The organism is Candidatus Thiodiazotropha sp. CDECU1, assembly GCF_963455295.1.
Taxonomy (GTDB): domain Bacteria; phylum Pseudomonadota; class Gammaproteobacteria; order Chromatiales; family Chromatiaceae; genus Thiodiazotropha.
Genome location: NZ_OY734020.1, coordinates 2,571,831 through 2,584,816, shown reverse-complemented (window position 1 = coordinate 2,584,816; position 12,986 = coordinate 2,571,831). Strand labels below are relative to the sequence as shown.

Annotated in this window: 12 protein-coding genes; 7 read left to right on the top strand and 5 right to left on the bottom strand. The window is 47.0% G+C overall.

What is annotated here, in order from left to right; all coding sequences use genetic code 11:
* The first annotated feature begins 9 nt into the window (after positions 1-9).
* Entirely contained in the window at positions 10-1,491 is a 1,482-nt protein-coding gene (locus tag R2K28_RS11765; protein ID WP_316364520.1) for an ATP-binding protein, read from the top strand.
* 35 nt (positions 1,492-1,526) lie between these two features.
* Here R2K28_RS11765 and R2K28_RS11760 read toward each other — a convergent pair whose 3' ends face one another.
* The 3 genes from R2K28_RS11760 to R2K28_RS11750 all read right to left on the bottom strand — a co-directional run bounded on the left by R2K28_RS11760 (position 1,527) and on the right by R2K28_RS11750 (position 4,105).
* A complete protein-coding gene (locus R2K28_RS11760; protein ID WP_316364519.1) occupies positions 1,527-2,243 on the bottom strand; it encodes a hypothetical protein in 717 nt (238 codons plus the stop codon).
* Between the two features lie 211 nt (positions 2,244-2,454).
* Positions 2,455-3,420: a hydrolase gene (locus R2K28_RS11755; protein ID WP_316364518.1), complete on the bottom strand. Its 966-nt coding sequence runs from the start codon at positions 3,418-3,420 to the stop codon at positions 2,455-2,457.
* A 31-nt stretch (positions 3,421-3,451) separates the two neighbouring features.
* Positions 3,452-4,105 (bottom strand): LON peptidase substrate-binding domain-containing protein, encoded by a 654-nt coding sequence (locus R2K28_RS11750; protein ID WP_316364517.1) that lies wholly within the window; start codon positions 4,103-4,105, stop codon positions 3,452-3,454.
* Positions 4,106-4,399: 294 nt separating this feature from the next.
* Here R2K28_RS11750 and R2K28_RS11745 point away from each other — a divergent pair, with 294 nt between their 5' ends.
* From R2K28_RS11745 to R2K28_RS11725, 5 genes are all read left to right on the top strand, one after another.
* Positions 4,400-5,452 (top strand): class I fructose-bisphosphate aldolase, encoded by a 1,053-nt coding sequence (locus R2K28_RS11745; RefSeq protein WP_316364515.1) that lies wholly within the window; start codon positions 4,400-4,402, stop codon positions 5,450-5,452.
* 623 nt (positions 5,453-6,075) lie between these two features.
* Positions 6,076-6,480: a DUF4332 domain-containing protein gene (locus tag R2K28_RS11740; protein WP_316364514.1), complete on the top strand. Its 405-nt coding sequence runs from the start codon at positions 6,076-6,078 to the stop codon at positions 6,478-6,480.
* A 199-nt stretch (positions 6,481-6,679) separates the two neighbouring features.
* Positions 6,680-6,937: a zinc ribbon domain-containing protein gene (locus R2K28_RS11735; protein ID WP_116448856.1), complete on the top strand. Its 258-nt coding sequence runs from the start codon at positions 6,680-6,682 to the stop codon at positions 6,935-6,937.
* Positions 6,938-6,948: 11 nt separating this feature from the next.
* Positions 6,949-7,632: a zinc metallopeptidase gene (locus tag R2K28_RS11730; protein WP_316364512.1), complete on the top strand. Its 684-nt coding sequence runs from the start codon at positions 6,949-6,951 to the stop codon at positions 7,630-7,632.
* Between the two features lie 159 nt (positions 7,633-7,791).
* The gene (locus R2K28_RS11725; RefSeq protein WP_316364511.1) at positions 7,792-8,142 is read left to right on the top strand and encodes a DUF2914 domain-containing protein; all 351 of its coding nucleotides are present in this window, start codon (positions 7,792-7,794) and stop codon (positions 8,140-8,142) included.
* A gap of 119 nt (positions 8,143-8,261) precedes the next feature.
* On the opposite strand, the gene R2K28_RS11720 is transcribed toward R2K28_RS11725, so the two are convergent.
* The gene (locus R2K28_RS11720) at positions 8,262-10,808 is read right to left on the bottom strand and encodes a response regulator (RefSeq protein WP_316364510.1); all 2,547 of its coding nucleotides are present in this window, start codon (positions 10,806-10,808) and stop codon (positions 8,262-8,264) included.
* A gap of 562 nt (positions 10,809-11,370) precedes the next feature.
* On the opposite strand from R2K28_RS11720, the gene R2K28_RS11715 reads away from it, so the two are divergent.
* Positions 11,371-12,279 (top strand): HDOD domain-containing protein, encoded by a 909-nt coding sequence (locus tag R2K28_RS11715; protein WP_316364509.1) that lies wholly within the window; start codon positions 11,371-11,373, stop codon positions 12,277-12,279.
* A 14-nt stretch (positions 12,280-12,293) separates the two neighbouring features.
* Here the strand turns inward: R2K28_RS11715 and R2K28_RS11710 are convergent, their stop codons facing one another.
* Positions 12,294-12,902, bottom strand: a complete 609-nt coding sequence (locus R2K28_RS11710) for a Maf family protein (RefSeq protein ID WP_316364508.1) — start codon at positions 12,900-12,902, stop codon at positions 12,294-12,296.
* Between the last annotated feature and the right edge of the window lie 84 nt (positions 12,903-12,986).

Genomic DNA, 12,986 nt, shown 5'->3' with positions numbered 1-12,986 from the left:
GATCTAGGCGTGCAGCAGGCCACTAATCCTTCAATTCGCAGAAGACTGTTAGTCAGTCTGATTTCCACAATTGTCGTTCTTTGGCTCATATCGGCCTATTTTGTCTATCTTGCCGCCTACCATGAAGTAGAGGAGATCTATGACGCCACCTTGGCTCAGGAGTCCCGTATCCTTGCCACATTAATGCTTCACGAAGTTGAGGAAGACAATGAAGCAAGAATGAATCTGCATAAAATTGTTCAGGAGTTGGGCGAAGATTTCGTCAACAGGTCTTTTGCTTTGAAGCACTTTATTGATGAATTCATGGCTGATGAGAGTGAAAAAGACTATTTGACTATGGTACCTCGAGAACGGGAAACAGGTCATCGTTATGAGGCTAAGCTGGCATTTCTCATCAAGGGAACAAACGGGAGGACCTATTTACGCTCAAACCTACCAGCCACGTTCAATACATTTACCGAAGGTTATAACAATCAAACCGTGGACGGTAAACTGTGGCGAATGTACGGATTGAAAGAGCCTACAGGGCAGTTCCAGGTGCAGATTGGAGAATTAATGTCCGTACGTCAGGAAACTGTGTCAGAGATTGTCTTCAACAGTTTGTGGCCGATAATCATCTCCTTGCCTATGATAGGCCTAATTATCTGGATTGTGGTGGGAAGCGGGTTAAAACCGCTCCATACTATCGCTGACAAGGTCGAACATAGAGACCCAAAATCTTTGGAATCAATTTCCACCCAGAATGTACCCCGTGAAGTTGTGCCAATGGTTACTTCTTTAAACAGCTTGTTTTATCGAGTGCAAAGAGTGCTGGAGAATGAACGGAGGTTTACCGCGGATGCGGCGCATGAGTTGAGAACGCCGATTGCTGCATTGAAGACTTTGGCACAAGCCAAGTCCCTTGCCGACGAAGGCAATGGACATTCCAAGTTTCTTGACCAGGTCATACGGGGTGTGGATCGTGCAACTCATTTACTTGAGCAGCTTCTCATGCTTGCGCGCATGGATAGTCAATCCCTCGAGCATTCACATGTAGAAGATGTGGATCTGCATGGTGAAACCATAAATGTGCTTGCTGCATTGGGTTCACTAGCGCTAGCAAAGGATATCGAGCTTGCCTACGAAGGTATAGAGCGCCCCGTTATGCTGCGTAGTTATAAGCCAGGAATTCAAATTCTGTTGAGGAACATTATCGACAATGCAATCCGCTATACGCCCAAGAAAGGGGAAGTTTGTGTAAAATTGGAGGAGCACAACTCAACTATTAAGTTAATTGTCACTGACACTGGCCCCGGTATTCCAGAGGAAAATCAACAAGGGCTTTATCAGAGATTCAGACGCGGGGAGGATACCAATATACAAGGGAGCGGATTGGGATTGTCTATCGTCAAACGTATTGTGGATCTGCATCATGCAACGATTGAAATGGAGAACCGAAACGATCGAAGCGGTCTCAATATATCTGTAATATTTTCCAGACATTTTGCATGAGAAAGTCATGCTGCCAACTTGAGTATTGCCTGGTTTCAAGCAGGAGATTGTTGTTGATCACATGTCTTCTTCGCCATTATCAATAGATGCTCCAGGTACTGGAGACGCTTTTCTGATAACTCAACTTTATCTTTCAGCTCAGAGTCATCCTCACCTCCATCGATGACATGAAAGGTGTCTGCAAAGAAGAACACAAAAAAACTATCGAGAAAACGAATCTCCCGGTTGGTGTCCATGATCAAGTTGTCGATACCAAAAAGATCAATCATTTTTGGATTATCGGAATTGCGCCAGGCCTGCGCCGCCTTAACGAAACGAGCCAGCTGTATGCGCGCTTTGGGATATTTACATAGCAACTTCACCGCCTCTTCTTCATTCTGTTGGTTTGCCATGTTAAACCAGATATTGATTGCCTTCGCCAGCACGAAAATGCTTGGCCTATCGTTAATTTTAGTTACCACAAACAAGGCATCGGGAATGATTTCGTCTAGGGTTTCTTTCAATTGGCGATAGTGGCGAGCGAGCAGGTTCGCTTCACTAACAGAATGGTCGGAAAACGGGCGCTTAATAACAAATTCCGTATAAATCACCTCATCCTCATCCCCGGTTTTTGTTTCGAGTCGCTGATTGCTGCGCCATACCTCACAGTGGCTGCCGATTGTCGAGACCAGGGTCGGTCGGAGACGTTCTATATCGAGACAGGCAATATTTACTGAAATCTGGTCTCCCTGCTTGTCTTCATCACTCTGCATCCGGCTGAAACCTCAAGCACAAAGACAGAAGAGGGATAATGGTTGCAGGTGGCTGTGCGGAAATTCGGCAGAAAGATTACCTAGGTTTGTCATGAAAGTTGTCAATCAATAGTTTCGTTTAACCAATAGATCTGCAATAGACTCTTGATCATGTACTCGGGCCTGGTTGCGCGCAGGGTTAAATACTCCAAACAATACAGCCTAGGTTAGGTCAATCTCGAGTGAGAACATGTTTCAGGAAAGCTGGAACTCGACGATCCAGCCAGTAGACGGGGCGCCAGGGGAGCTTGCCCTGGACAAATCCAACATGACCACCACAATCCGAGAGTTCTAGTGAAACACCGGGACCGAGATCTTGCAAGTCTGGTACATCCTGGGGTTGCATAAATGGGTCATCCCGTGCGTGCAAAATCAGGGTGGGTGTCGTGATGTGTTTAAGAAATTGTGCACAGCTGGAACGTTGGTAGTAGTCGTCTGCATCGACAAATCCGTTTTGTATCGCAGTGATTCGGTCATCAAATTCATAGATAGTGCTAATCGAGGAGATATTATCAGTATCTGGGATGGACATGGAACGACACTTTTGGGCATGGGATTTCAATAATTTTCGCAACAGGTGGCGGCTGTACACCCTTGAGAAGCCGTGCTCCAAGCGCTTTACGGCACTTTTCAGGTTAAAGGGGACCGAGACGGCAACGGCTGCATTAAAAGCAGAATCACAACCTGACTCACCGAGATATTTGAGTAATAGATTACCACCGAGTGAGATACCAACCACTGCCTTGGGAAGCTCCTCTTTCAAACGTAAAAATTCGACCGTATCAACCAAGTCTTCCGTAGCACCCGAGTGGTAACTGCGCTGCAGACGGTTAGGTACTCCGCTGCAACCCCGTAAATGCATGAACAGGCATCTAAATCCGGCACTGTTCAATGCTGAGATGAGCGTGGTCGCATAGTGGGATTCGAGGGAACCTTCAAGTCCGTGTATCAAGAGCACCAAGGGACCTTTGGAACCATGCCAGGCGATGTCGATGAAATCCCCATCACGCAGTTCGACCCGCTCCCGACGGAGTTCCAGTGGAAGATGCCGTCGGAACAGGCTGGGCCAAAGCGTCTGCAGGTGAGGAGATGGCAACCACCAGGCCGGTTCAAAGTCACTCTTGATCAGTTGTGCCATCGTTATTCTTATTTAAGGTATTCGCTTGGGATCAATGCGTCAAATGACTGGTAGCTGAACTGCTTGCCATCTCCATTTTAACCATAAGCATCTGAAAACGTTCATTAAAATCGACTGTATTAAGGATGGATTGTTTATCTTCATGGGACAAGGGTAGAGCAGTTGTCAACACATTGACAAGCTGAGGTGTGGTCAAATTCTTGAGTTGATCGGTATCGGTTTGCAGCTCATTGAAGTTGAGATATCGATCAAGAGTGGAATTGATGCTGATACGTTTCTCTTGCGCGATCGGTAGATTGATATTGTAATCGGATATGAAACGCTCCCAATTGGGTCTGATCATACGATAATCCCGGTCTGACGGCAGTTCAGTAAGTATGTCGAACCGGCAGACACCAGTGAGGATAACTTCGATCCGCCCATCCAGGGTCTCGTTGTAGAATGAGATTCGAGCAGCGCAGCCCGTTGTGTGTAGTTGATGCTTTGTAGCGTCTTCACCCTCATCGGGTTGAACCATTCCGATCAAATGGTGGCTTTTCAATACATCCTGAACCATATCCAGGTAACGAGGTTCGAAGATATTGAGTGGCAGTTGCGCCCCAGGCATCACCACTGCCCCGCTCAGAGGAAAAACAGGGAGGGACGTGGGTAGCTGCTGAAAGTCAGGGAGAAACGGGTTTTGCATAGTTAGAACTCCTATAGCCAGTAAGAGTTGTCGTCAGCCGGAATTGTTCCGCATCTACCTATGATACTGATACTAGGGGTGAATGCAGTTAACGCCAATATAGTTACTTAACCCAGTCATGAATCTATACTCCAATAGGGGAGGCCGTTCCCATGCCATTCGGATAAATACAATGTTTGTCTATAACCACCTAGATAATACAATCGGACCGTGAAGACCAGGCACAGAATATATGGTTGATTGGTTGGGAATTATGTCCTAGTAAATGCAATTGCAAAGATTAAGGAGAGACAGATGAGTGATATCGAATCCTTGCTCGGTAATGAGGCTGAGAGTCTACTGACACACAGCTGTAATACTATCGATAAATCGATGCTGCAACTACCTGGCCACGACTTTGTCGACAGGGTTATAAGCCATAAAGACCTCAAGCCAGGTGTGCTTCGGGCAATGCAGACGCTGATGAATACTGGGCGCTTGAGCGGGAGTGGTTTCCTCTCCATATTACCGGTTGATCAGGGGGTAGAGCACTCGGGTGGTGCTTCGTTTGCAGCCAATCCGATCTATTTTGATCCTGCCAAGATAGTCGAACTCGCGATCGAGGGTGGATGTAACGCGGTTGCATCGACACTAGGTGTCTTGGGTTCGGTAGCCCGTCGATATGCCCATAAAATCCCATTTTTGGTCAAAATCAACCACAATGAAATTCTCAGCTACCCGAATTTCTACGATCAAACCCTGTTTGCATCGGTGGAACAGGCCTTTGATCTGGGGGCGGTTGCCATTGGTGCCACCATCTATTATGGCTCTGAAGAATCAAGGCGACAGATTCAGGAGGTCTCTGAAGCGTTCCAACATGCTCATGAATTGGGCATGGCAACGGTTTTATGGGCCTATCTCAGAAACAGCTCCTTCAAGGTTGATGGGGTGGACTACCATACGGCCGCGGATTTGACGGGTCAGGCCAATCATCTGGCTGCGACGATCGAGGCAGATATCGTCAAACAGAAGCAAGCGGTGGGAAATGGAGGCTATAACGCAATAAAATTTGGCAAAACAGACAAAAAAGTCTATACAGAACTCACCACTGAACATCCAATTGATCTGGTGCGCTATCAGGTGGCTAACTGTTATATGGGAAGGGCGGGGCTAATTAACTCAGGGGGTGCATCCTCTGGGGAGGGTGATCTGGCACAAGCGGTGCGAACTGCTGTCATCAACAAGCGGGCGGGCGGCATGGGCATGATCTCCGGGCGCAAGGCGTTTCAGCGACCCATGCAGGAGGGTGTTGAATTGCTGCACGCGATTCAGGATGTCTATTTAAGCGAGCAAGTGACAATTGCTTAAAATATTAATGGGTTACAGCCTTGCTGTTTTCTGCTTACAACGACTAAAATTGCCATGGATTGGCTTTGGGGTATGTGATGTGGGTGTTTATTAAAGGGATTCCTAAAGAGATTTCAGTTAAGGAGTTGCATAAGTTGGTATCACGCCAATTTAGTCCTCTCTGGTCTGTCATACCCATCCGAGGTGTGAAGGTGGAAGAGAGTAAAATTCTTAAAATCATGCACACGAATACCAGAGTCTGGGAATACTATGGTCTCATCTATATCAATCCTTCACGCCTAGTACATTCAGTTATCGGTAGGTTGAACACCACTAAAATCAAAGGAAAGCGAGTACAAGCTCATCCCTATATAAGACGACATAGGAGTAGGGATCGTCGTCAGCAAATAGTCGAGGGAGTAGAGCAGTATCCAGGGGAGCGTAGGCGAGAAGACCGCCGGCGCCGAAGCCTGGTGAGTCAGATCAATGATCGGTTGGTCTGACTGGACCAAGAGCGAAGCACATGTATCGATACAGTAAAAAGGAGATGTGGAAGTTTACATTTTTTTTAAATTCATGGCTTTCGATAGGGTTTTACTAGCCCTAGAGTGATAGTACCCAAAACCAACTATAGAGAGATAACAATGACAAAGTTAGTCGACATCGAAGGTATCGGTGATACTTATGCTGCAAAGTTGACGTCAGCGGGGGTCACCAGTTTGGAAAATCTGTTGGAAAAGGGAAGTACCAAGAAGGGCCGCAAGGAGATCGAAGACGCGACTTCGATAAGCGGGAAACTGATATTGAGATGGATCAATATGGCTGATCTATTTCGAATAAAGGGTATAGGTGAGCAGTACTCGGACCTGCTAGAAGCAGCTGGAGTGGACACTGTGCCGGAACTAGCGCAGCGCAAGGCTGAAAACCTGCACAAGAAAATGATTGAGGTAAACGAGGCCAAGAATCTTGTACGTGCAACGCCAAGTCTCTCATCCGTTGAAAAGTGGGTGGCTGAGGCGAAACAACTACCTCGCGTTGTTACCTATTGAGATATGGAATGCCATATTAGGTTATCTCAAGCGGGGTAGCTTGTACGTTAAACGAAAAGGCCACTGGCTACCACAGTGGCCTTTTCTATTTTCTGTTCCTATAGCGGTATAAATTTTTCATTTGTCTGAAGTACGTTTCTGGAAGTGTCTACATCAGGTAATATATAGAGATATTAGGAAACAACCTGGAGACAGAATTATGCCTACCTACGATTACTATTGTGATGCCAATGGTGAGAAGGTTGAGGTCTTTCATCCAATGAATGAAACGATCAGCAATTGGGGTGCGCTATGCAAGAAGGTCGACAGACCTCTCGGAGATACAGCTGAATCCGAGCCGGTGAGGAAACTGATCGGTGGCGCAGCTGTTATCAGTAGTGCCAGCCGTGCCGACCCTGAACCTGCTTGTCCTGCTGGAGGTTGTTGTCCAAGTGGTGGTTGTGGCTTTAATGAGTAGATATTCGGTAAATGATCTATTTATTGCTGCTTGGGACTCTACTGCTGGTGATTTTGGGGCCTCAGTTATGGGTACAGCATGTAATGGCAAAATACAATCGTCACCAGGAAGAGAATTTTCCTGGCAATGGGGGAAATTTAGCCAGGCACCTGTTGGACCGTTACGGTTTACACCAGGTGCAGGTCGAAAAAGCTGAATCTGGTGATCATTATGATCCAGGTGATAAAGCGGTACGGTTGTCAAAAGATAAGCTGGAGGGAAGAACCCTTACAGCCATTACAATAGCAGCCCATGAAGTCGGTCATGCCTTACAGGATGCAGCGGATGAACCACTCTTTCAGTGGCGCACCCGTCTTGGATCGGTCGCGATAGGGGCGCAACGGCTTGGCTCTTTTCTACTCTTTGCGGCACCAATTCTCTCCATTGTCACTCGGGCTCCCTCTGCCGGGCTGCTAAGTGCAATGGCAGCCTTTCTCGTCATGGGATCAAATGTGATCCTGCAGTTGGCGACACTGCCTGTGGAACTCGATGCCAGTTATAAAAAGGCATTGCCACTATTGAGGAGTGGATATTTACAACCGGAACAGTATCGAGGCGCGGAAAAAATCCTGAGGGCAGCTGCATTTACCTACCTATCTGCCTCGTTGGCGGGATTACTCAATTTCTGGCAATGGATACGGGTATTAAAAAAATAGGGTCTCAACGATTAATTCAGAGATTAATTATTGATATGATTTTTGGGAACGGAGGAGATGATGTTTGGATATTTAAAAAGGAGTTCGACTACACTGTTTGCCAATACGCTCCTAATCTTATTCCTGATACCAGGTGTAACAAATCTATCTGCTGAGGAGTTGCAGGAGTCGCCTGTCCCTGACGCCTATGTAGCCAGGGCTCAGTTTACCACTGCAATTGTGGACAGAGAGCCGCTTGATCAGGTAGTCAAGCTAGACACCCAGACGACGCGGGTTTTTTTCTTCACCGATCTGAGGCATCTGCAGGGTCGAACAGTGACCCATCGCTGGGAATTTGCTGGGCAGATTGTCAGTGAAGTCGACTTTAAGGTAGGCGGTCCTCGCTGGCGTGTCTATTCAGCAAAGAGTCTAAAACCGGATGAAACAGGTAAATGGACTGTTTTTGTGGTCGATGAATCGGGTTGGCCGTTGCATGCAACGATTTTCGAGTATGGTGATGAGGCTGAATAGCCAGGATGAAACATTACAGTTTTCACCTAAGCGCTTAGCGGTTCGGTCTATAGGTCATGGTATTTGATGCTTGATAATGTGACGGTTCGAGGGAGAAATCTGGTGTGAGACCTCAATCCCTACTGTGCCTTGAGATTGAATTCCTCTTCCGCCATCCTACGCAACGTCAGCTCCTTCTCTAGCCTTTTCTCAACATCAACTGTGGGTATCGCTGTTGTCATATCGGACGCTGTGGTTTGTCGAACCGGTTCTTTAGTGACTAGCTTGGGTTTCGATGACTTAGGTTTGATTTCAGGCTTTATCTGCACCTGCTTTTGATCGGCCGGGGTTTTCATACTGATCTCATCAATAGCCTGACTGTCATTGAAAACTGTATATAGATATACAGCACCAACTGAAAGCAAAATTGTAAATATTAAACTGGCTATGGCGAGCGAGGATAGATGGAAGCCATTCTTGAATAGCAGGGGCTCAGGTTCCACGCGAAACGGAGGGATAGTAGGTTTGACTCTACTCTGTTGTTTGGAATCTATCTGGTCTTGATCAGGGAATAGATGCACGCTGGGCGGCTCACTCTGTGCCGAATAAAGTGCGCTATCCGGCATGGCTTTGAGAGACATGTCGGGTTTTTGTGAGTCGCTGAATATTTCTGAGTTTGATAGTATTTGAGATTTCGTTTCAACAATACTGCCGTCTTTATCGCTGTTTCGGACGTTAGATTTGTCAGTAACCTGATTTTTCTTTTTTTCTTCATCAAGTTGCTGCTGCATCTGATTGAGCTGCATGTTTAACAGTTTAATATTATCCTTAAGACTATTCACCAACTGGTTGGATTTTGCATTCTCAACCTCTGCCTTCTCGGCGCGGCCGGTCAAGTCAGAGAGCAGATTCTCGAGGCGTTTATTCTCTTCCTCGATTAATTGATGATTCTCACCATTCGGGCTGGCGAGGGACTCTTCAATCAGGTTCTGATTTTCAATCTCTAATTCTTGCAGTCTTAGAATAAGGTCCTTGGTTTCACTCTCTGCCGTTTGAGCTACTTGATTAAAATTATGGTTTTCGTTTTCAAGTGCCTGGGCGCGCTGGGCAAGGCTTTGATTTTCACTCTCTGCGGTCTCGGCGCGCTGGATCAGGTTCTGGTTTTCATTCTCTATTACTTGAGCCTGTTGGGTGAGGATTTGGTTTTCACTCTCTGTCGCCTGGGCTCGTTGGACAAGGCTTTGGTTTTCACTCTCTATTGCCAGAGCACGTTGGATGAGGCTCTGGTTTTCACTCTCTAAGTCCTCCGTCCGTTCACGAATAGCTGAATTTTCATTCTGCAGCTCACTGAGCTTTAATTGCAGGTGCTGCTGCTGACTTTCTATCTCAAATAACTGTCGACGCAGGTTCTCGGCTTCTGCGGACTGTTTTTTCCAGTGAGCGATCTCGTTAATCAATTGGCGATTTTCATTGGTTAACCGCTCAATCGTCTGTTGATGTTCAATCAATTCACTGGATGGATCATCCTCACCATCAATATCACTGCCATATTTGGCCTTGATCTCTGCAACTTGTTCAGCCGCGAGGCGATGAATCTCAGTTGTGCTTCGGGTAAGAGAGGACTGATTATTTGCATTACGGCTAGCGCTGGATTGAGCAGAGTTGGTGGATAATTCCGAGGTGTCCCCAACAAGGTTGACCGGAGTCGTGGTCTCATTGCCTTTATCGACAACCTGGTCACCACCATTCTCTATCGCTGTCTTCAAGCGGCTTTCTGCCAGGGATATCAACTCGATCAGACGCGTACCGGGCTTAATGTCAGGTGCAGAGATGGCAATGCTGGCGCTGACAACCTGTTCGGATTCACCCAGATAAAATTGTTTAGATGCGAGATCCTCGAGGATTCTTCTGCCGAGATAGCGTGTTCCAATGGCATTTGAGGCAGGACGCAATACAGCAAATGAACCCTTGCCGAAATAGGCCATGGTATCGTCTGGATGAATGTGCTGTTTTAATATCTCTACCAGGGTTAAAAGAATATGTTCAATTGCCGGGTCGCTGTATTGATCAGTAATCTCATCGATCTGGTCTATTTTAACCAGTGCTACTGCGAGTTCATTCTTATTGCGAATGGCAAAGGCCAGTTCCCGACTTGCCGACTCCATAAATTTTTGTTTATCGACGACGCCATCGATAAAGTCAGTTTGAGGCTCAATCTCTTGCAATTGTGAGTCATCTGTTTCGCTGTGCTCGATATCCTCTTCCTGTTGTCTGCTTACCAGGGTGGTCAGATAATCCTTTATACTCGAGGGGTCGAAGGGTTTGCAGATGACATCATCCGCGCCTAGTTGCGTCAGTTCCTGGCGGATCTCAGGACTCTCCTCATTTCCGGTGACGACGATGAACGGCATTGTCGCGATATGCGAGGAGTCAGAATTCCTGATTTTGCTCAATAGGCTTCTGCCATCGAGTTTTGGCATTGAAAGATCGCTGAAGACCAACGCGATTGATGGTGTCTCACAGAGGATGTCCCATGCCTCCTGGCCATTTTCCGCCTCGATGATCTGACATTCGTTCTTAATAATGTTCTTCAACGATACCCTGACAACACGGGAGTCGTCAGCAATAAGCACACTCGGCCTATCACTGGCGTGATGAGAGAAGCTTGTCAGAGCCTGTTCTGCCATTCCGTCTGGTTCTTGTTGCTTAAGCATGGGTAAGTGGTGGTATCTACCTTTAGCTTCGACTATTTAGACAAAAACTTTAGTGCTCACTAGTTTAAGTAAAACTTTATAAAAGTATTACAATATCTTGTAAAATAAAGTAAATGAATTTTAATCCTATGTTGCTAAATGTAAAATATGAGAGTTGCGTCACCCGCGGTTTCAAGGATCTGCCTGAAGTTGTTTCTCTCTCTGTGAAACAGACAGAATCCGTGTAACCACCCGATCCCGGTGTATGATGGAAGGCCTCTTCCTGAGCAGGGCAGATCAATTAGACTACTCGCCAGAGAGAAATAGGGTTAGGAACGGGGTCAAAAAATAGAAAACTGGTATTCTTTATGGGGTTATTGGCATAAGTTAATCCATATCTGAGTTCAGGATGGCTGACGGGAGTGCGGGAATAGCGGGATAAATGTGAACCTTGACGCACTCTTAACCCTCAGCTAGCTTGAATTTGGCCTGGAGATATTTTCCATCTGGCCGATACCCAAATTGATCACACAACCTTGAGCCAATGCAGGAATAGATGACAAAGTCAGTCTTTTATCTTTCAGATGGTGCGCCGGTAGAACCCGAGGATGTTAAAGAGGCTCGTGACAAGGATCGAGAGAACAGCATCATAAAGCCATTTATGGACTCGGTTAGGGAAGACCTGGTCGCAAATAAGATTTATCTTCCCACGCTGCCCGCATTAGCCCTCGAAGCCTTGGTTGTGATCAATGACAGCGACAGTTCAGCCCATGACTTGGAAAAGGTGATTTCTCGGGATGCGGCCCTTACCGCGAGACTGATTCGGTATGCCAATAGCCCTCTCTATCGGGGCTTGAACACTATCGCCTCGATTAAGCCGGCAATCACACGCATTGGTTTTCAACGGGTGAAAAACGCAGTCTATGCGGTATCAATGAAGGAGGTTTTCCGTACCTCTGAAAAGGATATCGAGAGGCGCATGAACAGGCTATGGGCTCATTCGGTGAAAGTAGGCGCTCAGGCGGCGATTCTTGCAAAGGAGCAATCCGGTCTCGATGCGGATATCGCACTTGTCGCAGGTCTGGTGCACGATATCGGTCAAATCCCCTTATTGATCAAGGCGTGTAATTATCCTGAGATGATCGCCAATCCAGAGTTCCTGGATAAGGTTCTATTTAAATTACACACTCAATTGGGTGGCAGCATTTTAAAACTGTGGAAATTTGATCAACATGTCATCGACGCGGCAGCGGAGCATGAAGATCTGGATCGTGATCCTGGTGAGGCACCCGTAGACTATGTCGATGTGGTTCAGGTAGCGAATATTATGTCCTATGACGGAACGAATCATCCTTTTGCCAGCCTGGATCGTTCTAGCGTCAAGGCCTTCTCCCGTTTAGAGAGGGCTAGCGCCGACGGATCACTGGATGCAGAGACGAAAAAAGTCGAGGATGTACTCTTCTGAAAACATGTAAAGGGCTACTCAGCCAGCACATCGACCCCTTCATTGCGTAACATGGCGATAAGCCGTATCAGCGGCAGGCCGATCAAGGCATTCGGGTCCTCACCCTCCAGGCGTTCAAAAAGAGAAATACCCAAACCTTCAGATTTGAAGGAACCGGCGCAGTTGTAGGGTTTCTCCTTTAACAGATAGTTCTCTATTTCCCTTTGCTGCAAGACCCGAAATATGACATGAAAGGGTTCGCAGCAGACCTGGAAATGCCCGGTTTCACTGTTCAGTAGACACAAGCCGGTTAAAAAACTGACGCGCTGACCGGAAGCACGAAGCAATTGTTCCACAGCCTGTTGATGATCTCCCGGTTTTCCCTGGACTATGCCACCCACGACTGCCACCTGATCAGAACCGATGATTAGCGCTTTAGGATGATCCTTGGCAACCTCCCTCGCTTTACTCTCCGCCAGACGGGTCACCAAACTTTCCGGTGCTTCACCCGGTTGTACATCCTCAACGATATCGGGGGACATACTGCTGAACTCGACTCCAAGTCGACTCAATAGCTCACGGCGAAAGGGTGAACTCGAGGCAAGGATCAGCGGTTGGTGTTGTGTGCTATCGGAGTAGGGCATTGAGATACAGCTTAGGTGACATCTGTTCAGGCGCATGGTATCAAAAAAGATGGCCCATTTTTCACTCTTTTGTAATAGTAACTA

Excerpts from the sequence above, each read along its gene's own strand:
- R2K28_RS11760 (WP_316364519.1), bottom strand. The coding sequence starts at position 2,243 with ATGCAGAGTGATGAAGACAAGCAGGGAGACCAGATTTCAGTAAATATT.
- R2K28_RS11755 (WP_316364518.1), bottom strand. The coding sequence starts at position 3,420 with ATGGCACAACTGATCAAGAGTGACTTTGAACCGGCCTGGTGGTTGCCA.
- R2K28_RS11750 (WP_316364517.1), bottom strand. The coding sequence starts at position 4,105 with ATGCAAAACCCGTTTCTCCCTGACTTTCAGCAGCTACCCACGTCCCTC.
- R2K28_RS11745 (WP_316364515.1), top strand. The coding sequence starts at position 4,400 with ATGAGTGATATCGAATCCTTGCTCGGTAATGAGGCTGAGAGTCTACTG.
- R2K28_RS11740 (WP_316364514.1), top strand. The coding sequence starts at position 6,076 with ATGACAAAGTTAGTCGACATCGAAGGTATCGGTGATACTTATGCTGCA.
- R2K28_RS11735 (WP_116448856.1), top strand. The coding sequence starts at position 6,680 with ATGCCTACCTACGATTACTATTGTGATGCCAATGGTGAGAAGGTTGAG.
- R2K28_RS11730 (WP_316364512.1), top strand. The coding sequence starts at position 6,949 with ATGATCTATTTATTGCTGCTTGGGACTCTACTGCTGGTGATTTTGGGG.
- R2K28_RS11720 (WP_316364510.1), bottom strand. The coding sequence starts at position 10,808 with ATGGCAGAACAGGCTCTGACAAGCTTCTCTCATCACGCCAGTGATAGG.
- R2K28_RS11715 (WP_316364509.1), top strand. The coding sequence starts at position 11,371 with ATGACAAAGTCAGTCTTTTATCTTTCAGATGGTGCGCCGGTAGAACCC.
- R2K28_RS11710 (WP_316364508.1), bottom strand. The coding sequence starts at position 12,902 with ATGCCCTACTCCGATAGCACACAACACCAACCGCTGATCCTTGCCTCG.